18 protein-coding genes are annotated in these 24,260 nt (G+C 44.4%); 8 read left to right on the forward strand and 10 right to left on the reverse strand.

Annotated features, from left to right (window positions below; genetic code table 11):
• Positions 1-38: 38 nt before the first annotated feature.
• The 6 genes from susF to HMPREF2794_RS12190 all read right to left on the reverse strand — a co-directional run bounded on the left by susF (position 39) and on the right by HMPREF2794_RS12190 (position 11,829).
• A complete protein-coding gene (gene susF, locus HMPREF2794_RS12165; RefSeq protein ID WP_022301186.1) occupies positions 39-1,496 on the reverse strand; it encodes a starch-binding outer membrane protein SusF in 1,458 nt (485 codons plus the stop codon).
• A gap of 24 nt (positions 1,497-1,520) precedes the next feature.
• On the reverse strand, positions 1,521-2,684 hold the full coding sequence (susE, locus tag HMPREF2794_RS12170) for a starch-binding outer membrane protein SusE (RefSeq protein ID WP_022301185.1): 1,164 nt from the start codon (positions 2,682-2,684) through the stop codon (positions 1,521-1,523).
• A 34-nt stretch (positions 2,685-2,718) separates the two neighbouring features.
• On the reverse strand, positions 2,719-4,374 hold the full coding sequence (susD, locus tag HMPREF2794_RS12175) for a starch-binding outer membrane lipoprotein SusD (protein WP_070751597.1): 1,656 nt from the start codon (positions 4,372-4,374) through the stop codon (positions 2,719-2,721).
• Between the two features lie 21 nt (positions 4,375-4,395).
• Positions 4,396-7,410 (reverse strand): starch-utilizationTonB-dependent receptor SusC, encoded by a 3,015-nt coding sequence (susC, locus tag HMPREF2794_RS12180; RefSeq protein ID WP_010536363.1) that lies wholly within the window; start codon positions 7,408-7,410, stop codon positions 4,396-4,398.
• Between the two features lie 151 nt (positions 7,411-7,561).
• The gene (locus tag HMPREF2794_RS12185) at positions 7,562-9,778 is read right to left on the reverse strand and encodes a glycoside hydrolase family 97 protein (RefSeq protein ID WP_010536364.1); all 2,217 of its coding nucleotides are present in this window, start codon (positions 9,776-9,778) and stop codon (positions 7,562-7,564) included.
• 197 nt (positions 9,779-9,975) lie between these two features.
• Positions 9,976-11,829 (reverse strand): glycoside hydrolase family 13 protein, encoded by a 1,854-nt coding sequence (locus HMPREF2794_RS12190; RefSeq protein WP_010536365.1) that lies wholly within the window; start codon positions 11,827-11,829, stop codon positions 9,976-9,978.
• Between the two features lie 244 nt (positions 11,830-12,073).
• Here HMPREF2794_RS12190 and HMPREF2794_RS12195 point away from each other — a divergent pair, with 244 nt between their 5' ends.
• Positions 12,074-13,672 carry a DUF6377 domain-containing protein gene (locus HMPREF2794_RS12195; protein WP_070751598.1) on the forward strand — a complete coding sequence of 533 codons (1,599 nt, stop codon included), beginning with the start codon at positions 12,074-12,076 and terminating at the stop codon, positions 13,670-13,672.
• 202 nt (positions 13,673-13,874) lie between these two features.
• On the opposite strand, the gene HMPREF2794_RS12200 is transcribed toward HMPREF2794_RS12195, so the two are convergent.
• Complete coding sequence (locus HMPREF2794_RS12200; protein WP_070751599.1) at positions 13,875-15,275, reverse strand: alkaline phosphatase; 1,401 nt, start codon at positions 15,273-15,275, stop codon at positions 13,875-13,877.
• Between the two features lie 103 nt (positions 15,276-15,378).
• Positions 15,379-15,945, reverse strand: coding sequence for an elongation factor P (gene efp, locus HMPREF2794_RS12205; RefSeq protein ID WP_008766998.1), 567 nt, complete (start codon positions 15,943-15,945; stop codon positions 15,379-15,381).
• Positions 15,946-16,137: 192 nt separating this feature from the next.
• Between efp and rpmH the strand changes: the two genes are divergently transcribed.
• The 7 genes from rpmH (at position 16,138) to HMPREF2794_RS12240 (ending at position 21,799) form a co-directional block, all read left to right on the forward strand.
• Positions 16,138-16,299: a 50S ribosomal protein L34 gene (gene rpmH / locus HMPREF2794_RS12210; RefSeq protein WP_005678985.1), complete on the forward strand. Its 162-nt coding sequence runs from the start codon at positions 16,138-16,140 to the stop codon at positions 16,297-16,299.
• A gap of 412 nt (positions 16,300-16,711) precedes the next feature.
• A complete protein-coding gene (locus HMPREF2794_RS12215) occupies positions 16,712-17,362 on the forward strand; it encodes a PASTA domain-containing protein (protein WP_070751600.1) in 651 nt (216 codons plus the stop codon).
• A gap of 25 nt (positions 17,363-17,387) precedes the next feature.
• Positions 17,388-18,461, forward strand: coding sequence for an RluA family pseudouridine synthase (locus tag HMPREF2794_RS12220; protein WP_010536369.1), 1,074 nt, complete (start codon positions 17,388-17,390; stop codon positions 18,459-18,461).
• A complete protein-coding gene (locus tag HMPREF2794_RS12225; RefSeq protein WP_010536370.1) occupies positions 18,458-19,432 on the forward strand; it encodes a D-alanine--D-alanine ligase in 975 nt (324 codons plus the stop codon). Before HMPREF2794_RS12220 ends, HMPREF2794_RS12225 begins: the two co-directional genes overlap by 4 nt.
• A 101-nt stretch (positions 19,433-19,533) precedes the next feature.
• Positions 19,534-20,682: a 1-acyl-sn-glycerol-3-phosphate acyltransferase gene (locus HMPREF2794_RS12230; RefSeq protein ID WP_010536371.1), complete on the forward strand. Its 1,149-nt coding sequence runs from the start codon at positions 19,534-19,536 to the stop codon at positions 20,680-20,682.
• Positions 20,679-21,392, forward strand: a complete 714-nt coding sequence (locus HMPREF2794_RS12235; protein ID WP_022301835.1) for a NigD1/NigD2 family lipoprotein — start codon at positions 20,679-20,681, stop codon at positions 21,390-21,392. Before HMPREF2794_RS12230 ends, HMPREF2794_RS12235 begins: the two co-directional genes overlap by 4 nt.
• A 14-nt stretch (positions 21,393-21,406) precedes the next feature.
• On the forward strand, positions 21,407-21,799 hold the full coding sequence (locus tag HMPREF2794_RS12240) for a rhodanese-like domain-containing protein (RefSeq protein WP_070751601.1): 393 nt from the start codon (positions 21,407-21,409) through the stop codon (positions 21,797-21,799).
• 86 nt (positions 21,800-21,885) lie between these two features.
• On the opposite strand, the gene HMPREF2794_RS12245 is transcribed toward HMPREF2794_RS12240, so the two are convergent.
• Positions 21,886-22,839, reverse strand: a complete 954-nt coding sequence (locus HMPREF2794_RS12245; protein WP_070751636.1) for a Rossmann-fold NAD(P)-binding domain-containing protein — start codon at positions 22,837-22,839, stop codon at positions 21,886-21,888.
• A 91-nt stretch (positions 22,840-22,930) separates the two neighbouring features.
• Positions 22,931-24,184 (reverse strand): glutamate-5-semialdehyde dehydrogenase, encoded by a 1,254-nt coding sequence (locus HMPREF2794_RS12250; RefSeq protein WP_070751602.1) that lies wholly within the window; start codon positions 24,182-24,184, stop codon positions 22,931-22,933.
• Between the last annotated feature and the right edge of the window lie 76 nt (positions 24,185-24,260).

The following is a 24,260-nucleotide window of genomic DNA, read 5'->3' on the forward strand; positions in this document are numbered from 1 at the left end:
GCGACGGCCATTCCCTGTTTTTCGGATTTCTTGTGGTATTATTCGATACGGCCTGTTCCGTTGCCGAAGTTCAGATAAACCTTTTGTCCGGTTTTACCTTGTACTGCGGCTTGGTCACCACCGTTGCCACGATAAGCTATTTGTCCGTCGAAGATGATAAACTCTGTTTTCCACCAGTCGCCGGCAGAGACAGCTTTCGGGTTTACGCAGATTCGCACTGCACCATCTTTCAGGAAAGCCGGAGAAACGAATTCACCATCAGCGGTTCCGGGCACGGTAAATAAGTCCTGTTCTACCAATTGTGCGTTCCAACCATCGTAAGAGGTGTCGCCCATTAAGTATACATTCGGCTTTTCAAATTCTATCACTTTGTTATCGCCGATAACAGAAACATATACCAGATACCAGCCGGCTACATCGACTTTTAAGTTGCCTCCCTCGTCCGACAGACCGGCAAGGTCTTTGGATTCTTGTGAGATGGCGTCTATAAAACCAAAGTCATTACCCCAATTGGCTTGCGGTGCAAACTTCACCTGATCGTTGGCAGCAAAATGGAAGATTCCCCAGAAAGCTCCCTTTGTTCCGTTGACGGGAACAAGCTCCTTCCATGCATTCGGATCACCGGCAGGATTTCCCCAGTTATAAGCACTGCCTGTCATATAAAGTTCGGTGGGCGCACTATTGTCTTTCACCGTAAAACGATAGTTGTAGGCGTCGAAGGAGATTTTGATTTTACCATCCAGTGCCGTATTTATAGCTCCTGCATTGGTCCAGGTGACAAAATTATCGCTGGAGTCGTCACCGTCCACACTACTTCCCAGAGCTTTGTCCCAATCGATATCGTTTCCGTTAATAGCCGAAGCCGGGAAAATCTTGAAGTTTGAAGTACTTTCTATTTCGGTTTCCAGTGTATACAGATTTTCATCGAGAGCATCCTTCTTCATTAATTGGGCACCGGTACCATTCCAACCTGTGAAATCGCCGACTACATAGTATCCGTCGGGATCAACTGCCGGAGTTGCGGCAGGCTTCAATGTGATGCTCACCTCATTTCCCACCAGCTGAATACCTTCGCCGGAAGGAGTAACGGCAGAGGTGTTAATCGCGATCTTCAATTCACGTTCCACGCTTGCACGACTTTTGTAAGCTTCTTGTGTCACACTGTCCAGTTGCGACAATGCTACTTTAAAGGCATTGTCTTCTGTCATGGTAAATGGGATTGTGTGATTCTCGTTCAGTGTCAGAGAGTTCACTGCGATTTTGCTGCTTTCTTCAGCCGTGGTTGAGCTTAACTTCGCAATTTCTACGGAATCTGCTGTGGTTGCATCCATTATAATGCTGGCATCTTTGCCGGCTGCGAAAGTTGCGGTCAACTGTCCTGCCGACTCTTCCTGGGGATTGGACTGGGGATCAGCCCAGTCCTTGAAATCTTCGTTACAGGCAGAAAACCCGATTGCTGCCAGAAACATCCCTGTGTATATTAAATGTTTTTTCATGATGAATCGTTCTTTTAAAGTTAATTACTTCTTTTCTCCTGTGCCTGCCGTAAAGTTCAAGTACATTACATTGCCGGCTGAACCCTGTACGGAATAACCTTCTCCTTTTTCTGTCCAACTGTCAATCAGATTGAAATCACGATAGAAGATTTCACCGTCGTGGAGTGTAAATTCTGTTCTCCACCAGTCGAGGTCTGTCTTGAAGCACATGCGGACCTCTCCGCTCGCAGTCATGGCAGGAGATACGAAGTTGCCGTCTTTGGTAGCGGGAACCGCAAACTTCCATGTGTCGGTAAATGCCCATGAGCCACCGGTTGTATTACCAAACAAATAGACTTCAGCCGGATAGAATGTGATGGTGAACGCATAGTCGGAACCTTTGACTGCCGCTTTGATATAGAAGAGATACCATCCGGCGTTTTCTACGATGAAGTTATCATTACCGCTTACTCCGGCTCCGGCTTTGTCAGTAACAGTCACGCGGTTGTCATTAATACCGATATATTCATTTTCTTTGGTACCGAACTTGAACTCGGAGTTGGCATCGAAGTAAACCATGGCATAGAATTGACCATCCATGCCGTAGACGCCTGCCATCGGTTTCCATACTTTCCAGTCGGCATCCAGCATAGAACCTACGATGAACATGGTCTTAGGCGGTGTCAATGAACTGGTGCTCTTGGAGATTAATACGTTGGGCAACTCAATTATGTTGGAAAAACAGATCCCTTTTCCACTGCTTGTGATGTTGGCTTTCAAGCGGATGTACACAGCTATCGGTTCGGTGGGGAGAGCTGCCTGTTCTCCGTTTACGGCAGTCCATAAGTCGAGAAGTGCGCTGTTGAGCTCGGAAGCATCCACATTCATTTTTGCTGTCGGGTACGTGTTTTCCAACACAGTATAGTTGGCTTTACTGTCATCTGTTGCTTCCTTGAAATCTTGTTCAAAAGAGGCTTGTACCGTGTATGTGGTAGCTGCCGGGAAACCGTAGTCCGGTTGAGAACAAGTAAGTTCTACACTTTGAGCATTCTTCAGGTCATATACATTGTTGGCTGCATACGCAGGCGTATTGAGCGTAAATGTATCGGGCTCATTCAGGATCGGGTTGCTGTCGTTGTCTGTCTCGCAAGCTGTGAATAGTGGCAGTGCGAAGGTGACAGCAAGTAATATATTGGATATTTTTTTCATAATGGCATTCTTTTATATAAGGATGAACTACTGGTTATTTATAGCCTTCATTTTGTGACATATTCTTATTGTTGTTTATATCCGATACAGGGATAGGATATAAATTGTAGTATGAAGCGACAGATGTCCCGTTCATAGCTCCGCCTTTCCAGTCCCACACATATTTATTGGTTGTGAACATGCCGAAACGAACCAAGTCTGAGCGACGGCGACCTTCCAGATAGAACTCGCGTGCCCATTCATCGATAAGTTCCTGTTCGGTTACAGTCTGTACCTTTCTTGTACAGTTGGCACGTTTGCGAAGTTCGTTGATGTCTGCCGTTGCATCTCCTCCCTGACGGAAGATAGCTTCCGCACGTGTCAGATAGGCTTCTGCCAGACGGAATAAAGGAATGTCAGTGTCGGGATATGTTGCATGGCTGACAGGCTTTCCGTCAGAACGATAGTTCTGCCACTTTACAATAGACAGTCCATCGGTGAATCCGCTGATAGCATCTGTCTGAATCTTGCGTCTGCCGCCTCCTACACCGGAGTATAGCATGGCACGGTCGTCACCGGCAGCCTTAATCATATCTTCTGTCCGGATGCCGTATTTAGCATCGAAAGCATCGATCTGTTCATCCGTGTCTAACCCCTTAGTCGGAATTTCCACATCGGCGGGCAACATCGGCACATCTTCGAGATTGGAGAAGAATTTCTTCACCATGGCTGCACGGGCAAAGATACAGGACCAGCCATTTGTTGTTCCCATACGTGGCATACCGGCCACGCGAGTACCACAAACCAGATAGGTAGAACCGCCATGGTTACGTGTCTTTACACCATCCTGACGAATGGGCAGAATGATTTCCTGCATGGCATTTTCATTCTCATCGTTATCGGCCATAAACAGTTCGCTGTAGTTGGTACATAATTTATATGCTGAGGCAATCACTTTGCTGGCATATTCTTCCGCCTTTGCATAGTCGGTTTGTCCGGTATATACACCGGCGTTCAGGTACAAACGTGCACGGAGCAACCAGTTAGCAGCTTTGTCGGCACGACCGAAAGGAGCCTGACGGGGTTCATACATATCACCTTCAATCTCGTTCAGTTCATTCTGAATGTAGGTATAGAGTTCCGTACCTTTCTTTTCAACAGGTAAATCGTTGCTGAAGTGTTCTTTGAACGGAGCTTTTCCAAACAAGTCGAGGAAGTACCAGTAATGCAAGGCACGCAGGAAACGTATTTCCGCACGCTGGCGCAGTGTTTCCGCATCTGTCATACCTTCGGTCTGGTCGAGGAAGAAGTTATATTGTGTGATGTCATATCCTAAACGGACATAAACCCACTCTGTACGCTGGCTGGAAGGACTCCAGCTAATGCTTGTAAGCTGGGGGATATCCTGGTTTTCCTGCCATGCCCAGAGACATTCATCGGTAGGCAACTCATTGCAGTTGAAAGTGGTACGGTAAAAACCGGATTCACCTTCATCTTGTCCGTCCAGGTCAGGAGAGCCGTCGATACCTTTTTGTCCGGTTACGCCCAGCATGGCATAACCTTTCACAAATACTCCTTGCTGATCGAAACTACCTCCTGTCTGAGGTTCGATGGGACTAATATCCAGATCGTTGATACATGAAGTTACTCCCAGTGAGAGAACTGTGGTCAGTGCTGCTGAAAATAGTTGTTTGATATATCTTGTTTTCATGATAAATTGATTTAATGTAATTTAGAATTGCAGACTCAAACCTAGTAAGAAAGTCATGGCTCTGGGGTATGGATTGGCGTCGATACCACTTTTGACTTCCGGGTCAAGGCCTTTGTATTTACTGATAATAAACGGATTTTGTACTGTTGCATATACACGTCCGCCAATACCTTTGTATGTCTGACCTTTCCACAGATTCTGGAAAGAATAGCCCAGTGTGATGTTATCACAACGTAAGAATGATGCGTTGTGTATAAAATAATCACTCATGTAGTAATCTCCTTGTCCGCTGAAACCCAGTGCGACAGCTTCGGCACTCGTATTGCTATATGCATTATTCGAGTACAGTCCCGAAGTGCTGACATTGGCTTTGTTGCTCAAGAAGTCATAGTATACATAGTTGTTCAGACTGGCACGCAGTGAGAAACTGAAATCAAAGTTCTTGTATTGCATTTTGGAAGTCAGTCCCATCAATACATCGCCTGCCGGTTTCTTGTAGATATATTTATCTCCGCTGTCTATGGTACCATTTCCGTTACGGTCGACAAACATGTTTTCAATAGGTTTGCCGTTCTCGTCATACACCTGCTGGTAAACATAGAAAGAATTGGCTGCATAGCCTACTTTGTTTGCCTGTACCTTGGTGTTGTTGCCTCTGGAAATCTTGTCACCGGCTTCTACGTAATAATCGCTGTCATCACCACCCGTCAACTTCGTGATTTCGTTGTGGTTCCATGTGATGTTATAGCTCAAGTCCCAAGTGAAGTCTTTCGTCACAATCGGTTTAGCATTGATGGAAAACTCCATACCGTAGTTTTCCAAAGAGCCGATATTCTGTGTCATCTGGGCGTTGAAGTTAGTACCGACGGGAATCTTTACGCTGTTCAGCAGATCATCCGTCTTACGGAAATAGCCATCAATACCACCTGTAATTCTTCCATTCAGGAATCCGAAGTCCAGACCGGCATTCCAGGTAGTAGTCTTTTCCCATTTCAGATTCTCATTGAAAGCCTTCGGGCGGGAAGTGGAATAGTAAGTATCGCCAAAAGGATACTGGGCATATTCGTTATTGACTACATACAGGGGAAGATATGCGAAATCATCTCCTATGTTTTGTTGTCCGGTAATACCCCAGCCCAGACGCAGTTTCAGGTCGGACAGGACATTTACATCTTTCAGGAAGTTTTCCTCTTTTATCTTCCATCCCAGTGCCAATGACGGGAATGTACCCCAGCGATTGTCTTTAGAGAAACGTGACGAGCCGTCCCAACGCATAGTAAAGGTAAACAAGTAACGGTTCAGCAGGGAGTAATTCAGACGACCGAAGTAGGAGACCAGAGTGTTTCTGGTGGCATACGCTGTTTGTTCGCGCAGTTTTGCGTCATGAGCTTCCTGAGTATAGGGGTCCCAGCCCTGACCTTCTTCAAATCCGTTGCGATGGAAGTGTTGTTCTTCACCGCCGACCATGACGTCAAAGTCGTTTGCACCTAAAGACTTGATATACTGTACATATATATTATAAGAAAGGTTGTATTTATATTGGGTGACATCACCATTCCAACCATAATAGTTATTTCCGAACGAGTATGGAGAAACAGTCGTCGTTTGTGTACCTTCTGCATATTCTCCACCTATGCTTGCATGCAGACGGAGGTCGGGCAGGAAATGGAATTTATAGTCAACATCCACATTTCCAACAAAGTCGTTACTGTTTGCCTTGTCATTTTTAAGCTCCAGTGCAGCCAGCGGATTCTGGGGAGAATTCGGATTGGATGTATATTTCCAGTTCGGGTCGCTGAAGCCTGAGGTAGAATTTATATTCTGCCAGTAGCCGCCTGTAAACTGGTAAGGATCGTCGGTAGAATAAACCGGACGGGTAGGGTCGATAGCCAATGCTCCGCCGATAGCGGCGCCTGTGTCGGCGTAGCGGTTCTTACCATTCATGTATTTGGCATTGATGTTGAACTTCAAGTGATCGTCGAAGAATGAAGGAGCCAGATTCACAGAAGCGGTAAAGCGCTGGAAATTGGATGTTTTCACAATACCATTGTCATTTGTATAGCCTAAAGACACACGATAAGGCAGGTTCTTGAATCCTCCGTTGATAGAAACATGATGATCTGTGCTGACAGCAGTGCGGAATATCTGGTCCTGCCAGTCCGTATTGGCGGTACCCAGTTCAGCCGGCAGTTTATCACCCCACAATTGAGTGGCATAAGCACGATATTCATCTCCACTCAACACATCATACCGTTTTTGAGTCTTGGAGAAGGATACGGAACCATTATAGTTTATACTCGGAGCCTGTCCGTTCTTTCCTTTCTTAGTAGTGATAATGATCACACCATTGGATGCACGCGAACCGTAGATAGCAGTTGCGGAGGCGTCTTTCAGTACTGTAAGGGTTTCAATATCAGCAGGATTGACCATAGACAATCCGTTTGCCATACCTTTGATACCTTCGTTATCAATAGCCAGACCGTCAATGACAATCAACGGGTCGTTACTTGCATTCAAAGAGGAACCGCCACGAATTCGGATTTGTGCTCCACCTCCCGGTGTACCGTCATTTGATATAACGCTGACGCCGGCAATCTTTCCGGATAACATATCCTGCGCGTTTGTGGTAATACCTTTGCTCAGTTCATCGGGCTTGATAGCCATCACCGAACCGGTCATATCGTTCTTTTTCACCTGACCATAGCCGATTACTACTACTTCGTCCAGTATTTCCGTATCATCTTTCAGTATTACATTCATTTGCGCAGCAGCAGGAAGTTCCTTCTGTTGGTATCCGATGAATGAAACAACAATTATGTCGCCTTGCCTGGCAGACAACTGGAAGTTGCCATCAAAATCGGTAATTGTTCCGGTGGTAGTGCCTTTCACCACAACATTGGCGCCGATAACCGGTTCGCCCGTTGCGTCTTTTACCATTCCTTTGACGGTTATTTGCTGAGCAAATGCGCCAACGGACAAGAATATTCCAGCTATTAGCATAAGCAGGACCTTTAACATAAAGTTTCCTTTTTTCATGTTTCTGTATTTAAAGTTAATTTGTAAATTCTCTTATCATTCTCTCTTAAAAAATACCTATTGAAAACCTTTTCTTCGTCTTAATACCTAGCGTTTGAAAACACTCTGTTCTATCGAATTGTAATTTCTCTGTCTTTCAATCTCTTTCTCTTTATAATCTCTTCAAACCTTTTGCTTCAGATTTGTCTTTTACTTCTTTAATGCTGATTGCGTATCCGCCTCCGTTGACTGCGTGCAAATTCAATTTGCTCTTGTTGGTCAGAATACCTTTCTTGATGGTGTAAGCCTGTGGGTTTTCTTTCCAGTCGGCATCTTTGGCGTCAGCATAAACCGTAGCGACATATTGTTTGCCCGGAGTCAGGAAGTCGAATGCAAGCTTGGAGGTATGGCCGTTTTCACCCGCTGTGCAGCCTATGTACCAGTCGTCCGTGCCTTTTGCCTTGCGGGCAATTGTGATATATTCTCCCGGTTCTGCTTCCAGATAGTTTGTTTCGTCCCAGTCAAGGGCAACATCTTTGATGAATTGGAAAGCATCCATGAAGCGTTCGTAGTTCTCCGGAATGTCGGCAGCCATCTGCAAAGGACTGTACATCGTGACATATAATGCGAGCTGGCGTGCAATGGTAGAACGGACCTGAGAATTATTTGCCGGATTCATCTTGTTGCAATGAGTTTCGAAGATACCGGGAGTGTAGTCCATCGGACCACCGACCAGACGTGTGAAAGGCAGAATCGTTGTGTGATATACTTTATTGCCTCCGAATGATTCATACTCTGTTCCGCGGGCGGATTCGTTGCCGATCAGGTTAGGGTACGTACGGCAAATACCGGTTGGGCGGGTTGCTTCGTGTGCATTCACCATGATCTTGTAGTCAGCGGCTTTTTTTACTGCATACAAGTAGTGATTGTTCATCCATTGTCCGTAGTGATGTTCTCCGCGAGGAATGATGTTGCCTACGTATCCGCTCTTTACAGAGTTGTATCCATTGTCTGCCATAAATTGATAAGCTTTGTCCATGTGGCGTTCGTAGTTGCGTACAGAAGCGGAAGTTTCATGGTGCATCATCATTTTGACCCCTTTGCCGGCTGCATAGCGATGGATTTCCTTCACATCGAAATCGGGATAAGGAGTGACGAAATCAAATACATAGTCTTTGCTGTTGCCAAACCAGTCTTCCCAGCCTTCGTTCCAGCCTTCTACCAGTACAGCATCGAATCCGTGGGCTGCGGCAAAGTCGATATAACGTTTCACGTTAGCGGTGTTGGCAGAATGTTTGCCGTTCGGTTTTGTTTTGGAGTAATCTGTTTCACCTAGTTTTACGCTGGTCAGTTCGTCGGTGTAAGCCCATGAACCTTTTCCGGTAATCATGTCCCACCATACACCGATATATTTCACCGGTTTCACCCAAGAAGCGGCATCCGCTATCTTGCAGGGCTCATTCAGGTTGAGCGTGATACGGGAAGCCAGAATGTTGCGGGCGTCATCGCTTACGATAATTGTACGCCAGGGAGTGTTGCAGGGAGTTTGCATATATCCTTTGTCCCCTTTGGCATCCGGTGTCAACCATGATTCGAATATCATATTCTTGTCGTCCAGGTTGAGGTGCATACATGAGTAATCAACCAAGGCGGCTTCGTGAAGATTAATGTATAAGCCATCATCCGTTTTCATCATCAATGCGGTTTGTACACCTGTCTGTGAGAAAGGAGTCTGAGAAGAGTTCGGGGTGATTGCTTCTTTCATCAAGCCTCTGATTTCCGATAAGCGGGAAATGGTATAGTCATACTCCTGTGTATCATAGTCACCCGGTATCCAGTAAGCGATGTGGTCACCGTTCATGGCAAACTGAGAATGTTCTTCCTTGATAACAAAGTAATTCAGTGCCTTTTGCTGGGGAAATTCATAACGGAATCCCAGGCCGTCGTTGAACAGACGGAAACGGATAACGATGGAACGGTCATTCATGGGTTGATACAGGTTGACTGCCAGTTCGTTATAGTGATTGCGGATTTCTTTTTCTTCTCCCCACACCGGTTGCCAGGTTTCATCGAAGGTAGTCGTCTTGGCGTCCTTTATTTCGAAACCGTTATATAGGTTGGTCTTAGAATCAAGTTTGGTCAGGTCTCTGCGGTCTACCCAGTCGAAGTCGGTTCTGGTATTATCCTCTTTCTTCAATTCCAGTCCGAGGGTGCTGGGCTTGATCACCACCTTGTTTTTATATGTCAGTTCATACGTTGGAGCACCTTTTGCGTCCACTTGGAAGGTCATTACCAGATTGTTGTCCGGTGAGGTTAATTTCTGTTGTGCATTCGCAATGAATGAGATGCAAAGGAATGCGATGAGCGATAAAATCTTTCTCTTTTTCATTCTATTTATGGTATTAAATTATAAGCTAACTAATATTTTTACTCCGGTTTGTTCCGGATATTGCAAATATAGCAACCATCCCGGGACTTTGGGCTATCTAGAATAAAAATACAAGTTGGTATTAATGATAATATTTTGTTTTACAGATGTTTATCTTCTTTTTGTTTCCTGATAAATATAAGTCGAAGTGAACTTGTTTAAAAGGATAAAAGGTATATTCCGCGACTTGGGAGTGTTAATTCATTTCTTAATTCAACTTTTTTATCTGTCAATAAATCGAAAGCAGATGGAGCAGGAAGTACTTCCTGATAGGGAGTCAGGTCAATGGTCTGTTCCCGGTCGGTACCATTCAGGAAGACAACGACTGACTGATTACCGTATTTACGTTCGTAAACATAGATACCCTTATTCGGGGCGAAATGTTTCAGTTGTCCTTTGGCGATCACTTCATTTCCTTTTCTCCATTGGAGCAGCTTTTGCATAAAGGAGAAAGCTTCATTCTGTCGTGGAGTGCGGTTGGCTGCATCAAAGCAGTTCTTTGTGTCATTCTGCCAGCCTCCGGGGAAGTCACAGCGGAGCAGTCCGTCTCCGTTTGCTTTATCAGCTGCCATCAGGATTTCAGTTCCGTAATATATCTGCGGTATTCCACGGGTTGTCAGTAAGAATGTCAGGGCCTGTTTGTATCGGTCGAGATTTTTTGTGTCTGCTTCCGAACGGTAGAAGCGGGAAGTATCGTGATTATCGAGGAACGTCAGCAGGTTCATCGGGTGACTGAAAACAATGTCTTGTGACAGATATTCGTAGAGTCTGAAAAGTCCTCCGTTCCATTCGGTAGTCTCTTCGTCGAAAGCCTTGTTCATCTCTTCCATGAGCGGGAAATCCATCACAGTAGGGAGGTTGCTGTTCTTCGGATAAGCGAGTTTGCTGTCTTTTTGCCAGTAAGAGATAAGTACGTTGCTGCCCAGCCACGTTTCACCTACAATGTTGAATTTAGGATATTCTTCGTTGATTGCTTTGCACCAGCGTGCCATCATATCAAAATCAGCATAAGGATGCGTATCCTGACGGATACCGTTGATACCTGCGTATTCTATCCACCAGATACTGCTTTGTATCAAGTAAGTAGCAACATGGCGGTTGCGCTGGTTGAAGTCAGGCATGGTCAGAGTGAACCAACCGTCGATGGCTATTTTCTTTTCGTAATCGGAGGTATACGGGTCCATTTGAGTGGCAGTCTTAAAGCTGGTCTGCACGTAGTTGCCCTCGAAGTTGAACCAGTCTTTGGAAGGCATATCCTTGAACAGGTAATTGTCTGAACCGCAATGGTTGAAGATCATGTCCATCACCACTTTCAACCCCTTGGCATTGGCTGCCTGGGTAAGGTTACGGAACTCTTCGTTGCTGCCGAAACGGCGGTCTACCTGATAATAATCGGTAATGGCATACCCATGATAAGAACCTTCTTTCATGTCATTCTCCTGAATCGGGTTGAGCCATATGCTGGTGACGCCAAGGTCTGCTATGTAGTCCAGATGATTTTCTATTCCTTTTAAATCGCCTCCGTGGCGTGCGAAAGGCTCGTTGCGATCGACATTTCCTTCCAGCATTCCGGGAATGACGTCGTTGGAAGAATCACCATTGGCAAAACGGTCCGGCATGATGAGATAAAGTACATCACTCGAATCGAAACCTTCAACTGCCGAAGCATCCGGTCTGCGCTGTTTAAGCTCGTAGGGGATTTTAGTCTGCTTCTTGCCTTGTGTCAGGATGATGTCAAAGTTTTGTGGGACAGCCTTTGAAAGGTCTAAATATAAAACCAGATAATTCGGATTTTCCTGCTTCACCACTTCTTGCAGCGTAATGTCACCGGAAGAAAGACTGACGTCTGCGGATGATATGCGATCACCATATAATAGTATTTGTAATTCGGGATTTTTCATGCCTGCCCACCAAAAGGCAGGAGCTACTTTCTTTATAGCGTTTGCCGCAAATACCTGATGAAAACCGGGTAATAATAATAGTAAGATAGTGAATAATAAATTCCTTTTCATGGTAACTAGATTTTAAAAATTTGTTCGGGAGAACCGATGATGCAAATGTAGGGGAATCGGGTATGCCGTACTGTAGCTAGAATAAAAATATAAATGCTCGTTTAGAATATATTGTTGATAATAAGCTGCTTATGATTCTTTGCACTATCGAAAAATACAAGTGAAAATGAAAATAGTTATGACGATATTTTTCGTTTTTATTACTATAATCATTATATTTGTATCATCTTTAAAAAAGTACCTTATGAGAAATCTAACCTGTTATCTTTTGTTTCTGCTTTTAGTTTCTCCTCTTTCTCTGTTTGCAAAGCATACGGACCTGAATAAGGCAGTTCTCAAAAAGCTGGATGATATTATAAGTAAGAAGGAGACTTATCAAATTCAGAGGGAAAAAGAAATAACCGATTTGAAAGTACAGCTTGCCCATTCTACCGATCCTGTGCGGAAATATGAGTTGTATGCGTCCCTCTTTGGTGCTTACCTGCATTATCAGGCGGATTCGGCGCTTCATTACATTAACCGTGAAATGGAGATACTGCCACAACTGAACCGTCCGGAGCTGGAAAATGAGATTATCATTAACCGTGCTACGGCGATGGGTGTGATGGGAATGTACATTGAAGCTATGGAACAATTGGCGAAGATCAATCCTAAAGAATTGAATGAATGGACCTTGTTGTCTTATTATCAGACGTATCGTGCCTGTTACGGATGGCTTGCCGATTATACAACGAATAAAAATGAAAAAGAAAAATACCTGAAAAAGACCGACTTGTACAGAGATTCCATTATTGCCGCCATGCCTCCGGAAGCAAACAAAACGATTGTTTTAGCGGAAAGATGCATCATGAATGGAAAGGCTGATACGGCTGTCGGCATGTTGAACGATGCACTGAAGGATATGGAAGACGAGCGTCAGAAAGTATATATCTATTATACTCTTTCTGAGGCATATAGCGTGAAAAAAGATGTTGAGAAAGAAGTCTACTATCTGATACTGACAGCTATTGCCGATCTGGAGTCTTCTGTCAGGGAGTATGCCTCATTACAGAAACTCGCACATTTGATGTACGAATTGGGGGATATTGACCGTGCTTACAAATATTTAAGTTGTTCGATGGAAGATGCCGTGGCGTGTAATGCCCGTCTGCGATTCATTGAAGTAACGGAGTTCTTCCCGATTATCGACAAGGCTTATAAACTGAAAGAAGAAAAAGAACGTGCCGTGTCCCGTGCCATGTTGATTAGTGTGAGTCTGCTGTCCCTGTTTCTTCTGATTGCTATCTTCTATCTGTGTCGTTGGATGAAAAAGATATCTGTGATGCGACGGAATCTGAGTTTGGCCAACAAACAAATGTCTGTGGTAAACAAGGAGTTGGAGCAGACCGGAAAAATAAAGGAAGTATATATAGCCCGCTATCTGGACAGATGTGTTAATTATCTCGATAAGCTGGAAACATATCGTCGCTCCTTGGCTAAGCTTGCCATGTCATCACGCATAGACGACCTGTTTAAAGCAATCAAGTCCGAACAGTTCATCCGGGATGAACGCAATGAATTTTATAATGAATTTGATAAGTCTTTCCTTAAATTATTCCCCAACTTTATCACTTCTTTCAATAATCTGCTGGTAGAAGAGGCGAGAATCTATCCTAAATCGGATGAACTGCTGACAACGGAACTCCGGATTTTTGCCCTTATTCGCCTGGGAGTGGTGGACAGCAACAAGATTGCTCATTTTCTGGGCTATTCTCTGGCAACAATCTATAATTACCGGAGTAGAATGCGCAATAAAGCTGTCGGAGATAAAGATCAGTTTGAACAAGATGTAATGAACCTATAGCTCCTTTTTCATAAGAAGCTTAGCCCTGTGTTGTGCCACGCCTTTGGCACAACCGTGCCATCGCATTGGCACGACTGTGCCAGCACGGTGGCACAACTGTGCCAAAGGCGTGGCACTGTGTGTACAATGCAGAGAGTGCCAATTATCTACGGATGTCAGCCGTAAGACAATTGGCACTCTTTATTAGGAAAGGCAGATATTCTTATTTATATCCTGCCGCCTTTGCGATTCTTTTAGGGATTTCGGTATTGTCAATCTTTTCACCGAACAGTTGAGAACCGGCACCGATAGCAAATACCGGTACATAACCGGCAGAGTGACCACCGCTTACCCAGCCTACCATCGATATCTGATCCATCACTTCTTTAGCGCGTGCTGCCATTGGTTCGCTCTTGGAGTACATGCTTTCGGCAAACACCACTTTATTTCTGACAAAGGATTGTTCAAACTCGTCACGCAGTTTCTTTTCCTGTTCCCAGGAAATAGGGAATTGTTTCCAGAAGCCCATTTCGTTGCCCAGGAATTCTTTCATGTCTTCCCAAGTCACCTTATTTCCTTTCGATTTTCTCAGCTCACTGATTTGTTTGGATAATCCGTCAGCGGAATGTTTCTGATATTGCAATGCTTTCAGGTTCAACTCATATCTGCCTGTGCCCAGTACGATACCACCGGTTTCGTGGTCGGCGGTAACAACGATCAAAGTTTCCTTCGGATGTTTCTTGTAAAATTCATAAGCTACTTTGATGGCGTCATCCATATCCTTCACTTCGTTGAATACAGTAGCGGCGTCATTGGCATGGCAGGCCCAGTCTATCTTTCCACCTTCTACCATCAGGAAGAAACCTTTGTTCTTGCCTTTGGTGAGGAAGTCGATAGCGCTTTCTGTGATTTGAGCGAGAGTCAGATCATCGCTTTTACGGTCGATAGCGTAAGGCAGGCAAGAAGGGTCCTTGCCTTCTTCCTGTATCAGGATCATTTTGCCGGCATCCTTGCTTTTTGCTTTATAATCGTTGTAGCCACGTGCTACGGTGTAGCCTGCTTCTTCGAAAATAGGGAAGATGTTGGGAGCGTCTTTCCTGTCGTAGGTCTTGTCAGGTTTCAGGAAACCACCGCCTGCATAAAAGTCAAAGTTTGCTTTGGTCAGGTCAATGGCGATTTCATAATTCATATTACGGTCTGCCTGATGAGCATAGAAAGCGGCGGGAGTGGCATGGTCTACGCTGACGGAAGTAGTGACGCCTACTTTCTTTCCGGCCTTCTTCGCTTTTTCGGCTATCGTTTCAATCGGGTTCTTGTCTTCTCCTACGGAGATGGCGCTGTTGTAGGTCTTCTTGCCGGTTGCCAGTGCAGTACCTGCGGCTGCAGAGTCAGTTACAGAGTTGGTGGCAGAGAAAGTGGTTGCCATGGTAGCTACGGGGAATTGAGTGAACAGCAAAGGTTCAACGCCGATACGTCCGTTCTGGCGTTCTGCCTGATACATTTCCGTACCGTTTACTTGGTTGACTCCCATTCCATCGCCGATGAAATAGAATACATACTTTGCCTGACCGTTGGCTGCAACGGATATGAGGACAAAAAGTAGTGTGTAAATTAACTTTTTCATTCTTTTGTATCTTAATATTAGGGTTAGTGATGGACAAAGGTAATAAAAAACGGTGGAAGTGCCGAAGCAAATCCACCGTTTCTTTGTGTCATTTGTATGACATTTATGCTTTCACACGTCCTACGTAAGAACCGTCACGAGTGTCGATTTCAATTGTTTCACCTTCGCTGATGAACAAAGGAACACGTACCGTCGCACCTGATTCTACTGTTGCAGGTTTCAGTGTGTTGGTAGCTGTATCACCTTTCATACCCGGTTCTGTATAAGTAACCTTCATCTGAACCTTGATCGGCATGTCTGCATAAAGTACAGTTTCGGTAGAAGCGTCAGAAACAACGTCCAGCACTGCACCTTCGAGCAGGAAGTCTACACCGTTGATCAGGTCGTGAGCAATAGGGTGTTGGTCAAAAGTTTCCTGATTCATGAAGATATAGTCTTCTCCTTCTTTATACAGGAACTGGTACGGGCGACGTTCTACGCGTACATCTTCCAGCTTTTCACCGATGTTGAAACGGCGTTCGAGAACGTAACCGCTAACTACATCTTTCAGTTTAGTACGCATAAAAGTGTTACCTTTACCCGGTTTCACATGCAGGAATTCTATACAGAAATAGAGCTTTCCGTCCATACGGATACAAGTTCCGTTTTTGATGTCTTGAGCATTAATCATACTGCTGTTTTTCTTATTATATTATTGTTATTTAATTGTTTTCTTCGTAATTCGAGTGCAAAAGTAATCTAAATCGGTAAAAAACACAAAAACTTTTGAGCAAAAATGAGTTATCGCTTGGTTAATTTAAAAAAAGTCTCTATTTTTGCAGCCCGATTACGTAGAATAATAACATAAAAACAAGATACAGTAATGAAAAGAACATTTCAACCCTCTAACAGAAAGAGAAAAAACAAACACGGTTTCCGTGAGAGAATGGCATCGGCTAATGGTCGTAGAGTATTAGCTGCTCGCCGTGCGAAAGGCAGAAAGAAACTGACTGTTTCTGATGAGTACAACGGACAGAAGTGGTAATCATCACTCAGAAACAAAAAAGGCGGAGTTCAAAACTCCGCCTTTTTTGTTTGCTCTCGTTTCCATTAAAGTTGGTCATAACTTCCTTTTTATGGCAAAAAATACAGGATTCCCGGTGCAGTAGTTAAATAGTGTATTAAATAATGTTTAATGGAATTCCCTTTGTCACTTTTTAGCTTTCTTTGTCACAGATCATAGACGGAATATATGTGACGGACGGTTGTGTTCAGAGAATCCGGAAGCTGCATCTTAAGATATAAGGTTGTTGAAATCTATAAGAGTGGGGAATATAGTTGCAGCAATTGTGGTGATGATAGGTGTCCTTGCATTTATGCAGGGACATTTTCATTGCTCACTATTCCGAAATTCAACTAATTTGTAGTATCTTTGGCGCGGATTAACAGCAAAGCGTATGACAATCAAAGAATTCTTTTCTTTTAAAACAAATAAATATTTTTGGGTGAATATCGTTGTCATGATTGTGGCAGTGGTGCTGATCGTGTTTGGCGTGATGAAATGGCTGGATGTTTATACCCGTCACGGTGAAGCTGTGGTCGTTCCCGATGTAAAAGGGATGACAGTGGAAGAAGCTTCTAAAATGTTCCGCAATCATGGGTTGGTATGTGTCGTTTCCGATTCCAATTATGTGAAGAATAAGGTAGCGGGCATTGTGCTCGATGTCAATCCGGGAGCCGGACAAAAAGTAAAAGAAGGCCGTACCATTTATCTGACTATAAATACACTGAGCATCCCCTTGCGTGCTATTCCCGATGTAGCGGACAACAGTTCCCTGCGTCAGGCACAGGCGAAAGTGCTTGCTGCCGGATTCAAACTGACTGAGATTCAGCTGATGAACGGTGAGAAGGACTGGGTGTACGGTATCAAATATCAGGGACGTTCATTAGAAGCGGGAGATAAGGTACCTTTGGGAGCAGCATTGACTCTGATGGTAGGAAACGGAGAAAATGAACCGTTGGAAAGCGACTCTATAGAAAATGTTGAAGGAACAGAGGAACCTGCTGCATCAGAATCCCCTTCAAGTCAGGATGACAGCTGGTTTTAATTGATAAATAACGAAACAGACTCACATGATCGAGGAAGAACTTCCGGATGAACTGGAAAATGATTTGGATGACATAGAACCTGTCGGTGATGAATCTCAGCTTTACGAACATTTCCGGGTGGTCGTAGACAAAGGACAGGCAATGGTCAGAGTCGACAAATATCTGTTCGAACGTATTGTTAATGCTTCGCGCAACCGTATTCAGAAGGCTGCCGAAGATGGATTTGTCATGGCCAACGGTAAGCCGGTGAAGAGCAGCTATAAAGTAAAGCCGCTCGATGTCATTACCGTCATGATGGACCGCCCCCGTTACGAGAACGAGATTATTCCCGAAAATATTCCCCTTAATATCGTTTACGAAGATCAGTATGTAATGGTAGTGAACAAGCCTGCGGGACTGGTAGTACATCCGGGGCATGGAAACTATCACGGTACGCTTGTGAATGCACTGGCATGGCACATGAAAGATATTCCCGAATATGATGCCAATGACCCTCATGTCGGGCTTGTCCACCGCATAGATAAAGATACTTCCGGGCTGCTGGTAATCGCCAAGACACCCGACGCCAAGACTCATCTTGGAATACAATTCTTCAATAAGACGACCAAACGCAAATATCGTGCCCTTGTCTGGGGAAATGTGGAACAGGATGAAGGTACAATCGTAGGCAGCATCGCCCGCAATCCGAAAGACCGGATGCAGATGGCAGTCATGACCGACCCGGCAATGGGCAAACACGCGGTGACTCATTATCGGGTGTTGGAACGGCTGGGATACGTCACACTGGTAGAATGTATACTCGAAACAGGGCGTACTCATCAGATTCGTGTTCACATGAAACACATCGGGCATGTACTTTTCAACGACGCACGCTATGGCGGTGACGAAATACTGAAAGGTACCCACTTTAGTAAATACAAACAATTTGTAAATAATTGCTTTGACACTTGTCCCCGGCAGGCTCTGCATGCTATGACATTGGGGTTCGTACATCCCGTCACAGGCGAAGAGATGTACTTTACTTCCGAACTTCCGGATGACATGACCCAGCTTATCGAGAAGTGGCGAGGCTATATAAGTAACAGAGAAATAGAATGAAACGCACAATTGCTATCGTAGCCGGAGGTGATACCTCCGAATTTCATGTATCCCTGCGTAGTGCACAGGGAATATATTCCTTCATAGATAAGGAAAAGTATACATTGTATATTGTTGAGATGCAGGGAACCCGCTGGGAAGTCCAGCTGCCGGATGGTACAAAAACACCGGTAGACCGCAATGACTTCAGCTTTATGCTGGGTGCGGAAAAGATTAAGTTTGACTTTGCCTATATCACCATTCACGGTACTCCGGGTGAAGACGGTCGTCTTCAGGGATACTTTGATATGATGCACATTCCGTATTCCTGTTGCGGGGTGCTGGCTGCAGCGATCACCTATGATAAGTTTACCTGCAACCAATATCTGAAAGCCTTTGGTGTACGTATTGCGGAATCATTGCTGCTGCGTCAGGGACAATCGGTTTCCGATGAAGATGTAATGGAAAAGATCGGTTTGCCTTGTTTTATCAAGCCGAGCCTGGGAGGTTCGAGTTTTGGTGTAACAAAGGTTAAGACGAAAGAAGAAATACAACCGGCCATTGTTAAGGCATTTGAAGAAGCGCAGGAAGTGCTTGTTGAAGCATTTATGGAAGGGACGGAGCTAACCTGCGGTTGCTATAAAACCAAAGACAAGACGGTGATCTTCCCGCCTACGGAAGTAGTGACGCATAATGAGTTCTTTGATTATGATGCAAAATATAATGGTCAGGTAGACGAGATCACTCCCGCACGCATTTCGGACGAATTGACGAATCGTGTGCAAATGCTGACTTCGGCTATTTATGATATATTGGGCTGCTCCGGTATCATCCGTGTGGACTATATTGTGACTGCCGGCGAGAAGATCAATCTGCTGGAAGTGAACACGACTCCGGGGATGACCGCTACAAGTTTTATTCCCCAGCAAGTGCGTGCTGCCGGTCTGGATATAAAGGATGTGATGACTGATATAATAGAAAATAAATTTTAAGTATTAAGTATTAGGTAATAAGTATTAATTCCGGGTGGTTTACAGCGCAGCCTAATACTTTATACTTAATACCTGATACTTATTTATAAAATTCATAGCTTATGGCTACTACAGAGTTTGATGAGATTCGTCCTTACAATGATGAGGAACTTCCTCAAATCTTTGAGGAACTGATTGCTGACCCTGCTTTCCAAAAAGCAGCAACTGATGCAATACCGAATGTCCCTTTTGAACTTTTGGCGCAGAAGATACGCGCTTGCAAAAGCAAACTGGATTTTCAGGAAACATTCTGTTATGGTATTTTGTGGAAAATAGCTGCGGACCATACGGATGGGCTGACTCTGGATCATACGGCTTTACCGGATAAAAGCAAAGCTTATACGTATGTCTCCAATCATCGGGATATTATATTGGATTCGGGCTTCCTTTCCATCTTGCTGATTGATCAGGGGATGGATACGGTAGAGATAGCGATTGGAGACAATCTGCTGGTTTATCCATGGATCAAGAAGTTGGTACGTGTCAATAAATCTTTTATCGTGCAGCGGGCGCTGACCATGCGGCAGATGCTTGAATCTTCGGCAAGGATGTCCCGTTATATGCATTATACCATTAATGAGAAGAAACAGTCTATCTGGATTGCCCAGCGCGAAGGACGTGCCAAAGATTCGAATGACCGTACACAGGACAGTGTGCTGAAGATGCTGGCCATGGGTGGCGAAGGCGATTTAATCGATCGTTTGATGGAGATGAATATTGCGCCTCTTGCCATTTCATATGAATATGATCCCTGTGATTTTCTGAAGGCACAGGAGTTTCAGTTGAAAAGAGATATAGAAGGATACAAGAAAACGACTCAGGACGATTTGATCAGTATGCAGACCGGTCTTTTCGGATATAAAGGGAAAGTTCATTTTCAGACAGCTCCCTGTATCAACGACAAGTTGGAGCAGTTAGACCGTTCGTTGCCGAAACAGGAGCTGTTTTCCGGCATATCTGCTTGTATTGACCGGAGGATTCATGGTAACTACCGGATTTATTCGGGCAACTACGTTGCCTATGACTGGCTGAATAACACATCTGAGTTTGCTGACCATTACACATCCGAGGAGAAACAACGATTCGTTACCTATATTGAGCAACAACTGGGCAAAATAAAGATTCCGAATAAAGATGAAGACTTTTTGCGCGGAAAATTGTTATTAATGTATGCCAATCCACTGGTAAACTATTTAGCTGCTTGCCAATGAATAAAGTAAAGTTACATACAGTCTGGCTTTTGGGAATGCTTTTCCTGATGACTGCCTGCGGGGATGATGAAGATTACTATTATCCTCCTGTGAAGCTGGAGTTTGTTACAGTGAAAGCTGGAGCGGATGGACTGATAAAGAGTCTGCTTCCTGATAAGGGAAAGTTGCTGACTGTTTCGAAGGACCGTACCGGTTCAAGCATTTCTCCGAACACAGCCAGACGTGTGATAAGTAACTATGAAGTAAATTCGGATGATGCTACTGCTGTCATTTACTCTTTGCAGTCGGTAGTGGCCCCGGAGCCTAAAGAAGCTACCGATCCGGCTTTTGAGGGAGGACTGAAGTACGATCCGGTTGACGTGACCAGTATCTGGATGGGACGTGACTATTTGAATATGATCTTGAATGTGAAGATTGATATCAATAGTGGTAAACAGCATGTTTTTGGGATGGTCGAAGAGAGCGTTGAGTCAGAGGGGGATGAGAAAGTCGTTACTTTGTCTCTGTTCCACAACGCAAATGGGGATGAGGAGATTTACAATCGTCGCGCCTATGTCTCTGTTCCTCTGACGAAATATGTGGATGAAGAGAATCCGCATCAGACAATCAGAATAAAATTCAAATATCATACCACAGATACAAGTGGTACGGTAGTAGAGTCAGAAAAGTATTGTAATCCGGGATTTGAATATATTCCGGATGAGAATTGAATAATGTAGTATATATGTTTAAAATGAATCAATTAGTCGTGGGGTTATTTTTATTTCTCTCTTCTCTTTTCTCCTGTCAGCAGAAAGGAGATTTTAAAACGGTGAATGTAGATGAGTTCGATTCTTTCATTCAGGATGAAGAAGTGCAGCGTCTGGATGTCCGTACACTGGCTGAATATTCAGAAGGACATATTGCCAGAACGATCAATATTAATGTGATGGATGACTCTTTTGCTTCAATGGCGGATTCGTTATTGCAAAAGAGCAAACCGGTAGCTCTGTATTGCCGTAGCGGTAAACGAAGCAAGAAAGCTGCTGCGATTCTTAGTGAAAAAGGGTATAAGGTTAGAGAGCTTGGCAAAGGATTCAATGCCTGGCAGGCAGCCGGAAAAGAAATAGAACACTAAAAGACCGTTCTCATCATTATGAAAAAACAACTCACTGTAATAGGGGGTGTTTTCTCTCATAATGATGAGAACGGTCTTTAGTACTTTTATAGCCCTTCAATCAATCTCTTCAAAACTACCGTAGCCGATATTTCACGGTTGGCAGCTTCAGGAATAACAATAGACTGAGGACTTTCAATCACATCGTCTGTAACAATCATATTTCTACGGACAGGCAGGCAGTGCATAAAGAATGCATTGTTGGTTACTGCCATCTGGCGGTCGCTGACTGTCCACTCGCGGTCTTTGCTTAATATCTGGCCGTAGTTGTCTCCTGCATAAGCAGCCCAGTTCTTGGCATATATAAAGTCTGCTCCTTCGAAAGCTTTCATCTGGTCATACTCTACCTTGGCATTTCCTACAAATTGCGGAGCTAACTCATATCCTTCCGGATGGGTGATCACGAAATCGTAATCAGTGGCATTCATCCATTCGGCAAAGGAATTGGGAACAGCCTGTGGCAATGGACGGGGATGCGGAGCCCAAGTCATGACGACTTTAGGGCGTGCGGTCTTTTTGTATTCTTCAATGGTAATCAAATCGGCAAAACTTTGCAGCGGATGCCGCGTAGCTGCTTCCATAGAGAATACCGGACGTCCGGAATATTGAATAAACTGATTGAGGATGGTCTCTTGATAGTCAAACTCACGATTTTCGAAACGGGCAAAGGAGCGTACTCCAATGATGTCACAATAACAGCCCATCACGGGAATGGCTTCCAGCAGATGCTCCGGTTTGTCACCGTCCATGATGACGCCACGTTCTGTTTCCAGCTTCCAGGCGCCTTGGTTGATGTCTAGGACCATCACATTCATTCCCAAATTAATAGCAGCTTTCTGTGTGCTAAGACGAGTACGAAGACTGGAGTTGAAGAAGATCATCATCAATGTCTTGTTTCGTCCCAATTCTACATATTTGAAGCGGTCCTTTTTAATTTCAAATGCTTCTGCAAGGGCTGATTTTAAATCGCCGATGTCCTGTACACAAGTAAATTTCTTCATTTTATCTATCATTAATCGTTATTATCCAATCTGTTATTTACGGTTTATCAACCCTGATTCATGTCTTATGCCCTGTGGTCACCGTTTGGTTTTACCATCTGGTTTGCCCGTCTCCTTCAATCACCCATTTGTAGGAAGTGATTTCTTCCAGTCCCATCGGACCACGGGCATGCAGCTTTTGGGTACTGATACCGATTTCAGCACCTAAACCAAATTGGGCGCCATCTGTGAAGGCGGTAGAAACATTGGTGTATACACAGGCTGCATCTACTATCTTAGTGAACAAGGCCGCACGTTCTTTGTTTTCAGTGATGATACATTCGCTGTGTTTTGAACTGTTTTCTTGTATATGTCCCAATGCGTCTTCAAAGCTTTTCACAGTCTTGACGGCCATTTTATAATCAAGGAACTCGGTTCCGAAGCTTTCTGTTGTGGCAGGTACCAGTAATTCTGCGGGATAATGCCCCTCCAGTGCCCGGTAAGCCTGGGCATCTGCATAGACGATTACATTGCTTTCTTTCAGTTTATCGCAGAGTGCCGACAGGTCAGTCAGGCGTTTTTCGTGGATAATGGTACAATCCAACGCATTGCAGACACTGACACGACGTGTTTTGGCATTATGAATAATGTCGGCTCCTTTTGTTGTGTCACCAAACTCGTCAAAATAAGTATGACATATACCTGCTCCTGTTTCAATCACAGGAATCCGCGCATTCTCGCGTACAAAGTTTATCAGATTGCTGCTTCCTCTCGGAATGATGAGGTCAACAAATCCTACTGCATTCAGCAAAGCGGCAGTGGCTTCCCTGTCAGCAGGGAGTAGTTCTACTATATGCGGATTGACGTTGAACTTCTTCAGCACTTTATGAATAATGCTGATGATGGCACGATTAGAATCGTCCGCATCGCTTCCACCTTTCAGGATGCAGGCATTGCCACTCTTCAGGCAAAGGGAGAATACGTCGAAACTAACGTTCGGGCGAGCCTCATAGATAATGCCTATGACTCCAAAAGGTACGCTGATCTTTGTCAGCTTCATTCCGTTCGGACGAGTTGTTTCTTTCAGGATTCTTCCTAAAGGAGAAGGAAGGGTTGCTACATTACGTGTATCGTCAGCGATACCTTTCAGCCTCTCTGCCGTAAGTTTCAACCGGTCGTATTTCGGATTACTTTGATCCATCCGTGCCAGGTCCTTCTCATTCTCTGAAAGAATGAAGGCTGTTTCGGCAATGGTAGCATCCGCTACCGCATTCAGTATCTGATTGATGATATCATCACTCAGTAAAGCCAGTTCACGACTGGCAGCTTGTACGGCAGCGAAGGTTTCGTTTAAATTTGTAGTCATTTGCTCCTTTTTTACGTTAAATAGAAAGATGAACAGTGCAAATATAGCGAATGATGGGCACAAAGCCCGTTGAAAA

Origin of the sequence: Bacteroides sp. HMSC067B03, from assembly GCF_001811315.1 — a bacterium.
Lineage (GTDB): Bacteria > Bacteroidota > Bacteroidia > Bacteroidales > Bacteroidaceae > Bacteroides > Bacteroides faecis.

Excerpts from the sequence above, each read along its gene's own strand:
- HMPREF2794_RS12190 (WP_010536365.1), bottom strand. The coding sequence starts at position 11,829 with ATGAAAAGGAATTTATTATTCACTATCTTACTATTATTATTACCCGGT.
- susC (WP_010536363.1), bottom strand. The coding sequence starts at position 7,410 with ATGAAAAAAGGAAACTTTATGTTAAAGGTCCTGCTTATGCTAATAGCT.
- HMPREF2794_RS12195 (WP_070751598.1), top strand. The coding sequence starts at position 12,074 with ATGAGAAATCTAACCTGTTATCTTTTGTTTCTGCTTTTAGTTTCTCCT.
- HMPREF2794_RS12225 (WP_010536370.1), top strand. The coding sequence starts at position 18,458 with ATGAAACGCACAATTGCTATCGTAGCCGGAGGTGATACCTCCGAATTT.
- rpmH (WP_005678985.1), top strand. The coding sequence starts at position 16,138 with ATGAAAAGAACATTTCAACCCTCTAACAGAAAGAGAAAAAACAAACAC.
- efp (WP_008766998.1), bottom strand. The coding sequence starts at position 15,945 with ATGATTAATGCTCAAGACATCAAAAACGGAACTTGTATCCGTATGGAC.
- HMPREF2794_RS12215 (WP_070751600.1), top strand. The coding sequence starts at position 16,712 with ATGACAATCAAAGAATTCTTTTCTTTTAAAACAAATAAATATTTTTGG.
- HMPREF2794_RS12200 (WP_070751599.1), bottom strand. The coding sequence starts at position 15,275 with ATGAAAAAGTTAATTTACACACTACTTTTTGTCCTCATATCCGTTGCA.
- HMPREF2794_RS12240 (WP_070751601.1), top strand. The coding sequence starts at position 21,407 with ATGTTTAAAATGAATCAATTAGTCGTGGGGTTATTTTTATTTCTCTCT.
- susE (WP_022301185.1), bottom strand. The coding sequence starts at position 2,684 with ATGAAAAAAATATCCAATATATTACTTGCTGTCACCTTCGCACTGCCA.
- susF (WP_022301186.1), bottom strand. The coding sequence starts at position 1,496 with ATGAAAAAACATTTAATATACACAGGGATGTTTCTGGCAGCAATCGGG.
- HMPREF2794_RS12185 (WP_010536364.1), bottom strand. The coding sequence starts at position 9,778 with ATGAAAAAGAGAAAGATTTTATCGCTCATCGCATTCCTTTGCATCTCA.
- HMPREF2794_RS12230 (WP_010536371.1), top strand. The coding sequence starts at position 19,534 with ATGGCTACTACAGAGTTTGATGAGATTCGTCCTTACAATGATGAGGAA.
- HMPREF2794_RS12220 (WP_010536369.1), top strand. The coding sequence starts at position 17,388 with ATGATCGAGGAAGAACTTCCGGATGAACTGGAAAATGATTTGGATGAC.
- HMPREF2794_RS12245 (WP_070751636.1), bottom strand. The coding sequence starts at position 22,839 with ATGAAGAAATTTACTTGTGTACAGGACATCGGCGATTTAAAATCAGCC.
- susD (WP_070751597.1), bottom strand. The coding sequence starts at position 4,374 with ATGAAAACAAGATATATCAAACAACTATTTTCAGCAGCACTGACCACA.
- HMPREF2794_RS12235 (WP_022301835.1), top strand. The coding sequence starts at position 20,679 with ATGAATAAAGTAAAGTTACATACAGTCTGGCTTTTGGGAATGCTTTTC.
- HMPREF2794_RS12250 (WP_070751602.1), bottom strand. The coding sequence starts at position 24,184 with ATGACTACAAATTTAAACGAAACCTTCGCTGCCGTACAAGCTGCCAGT.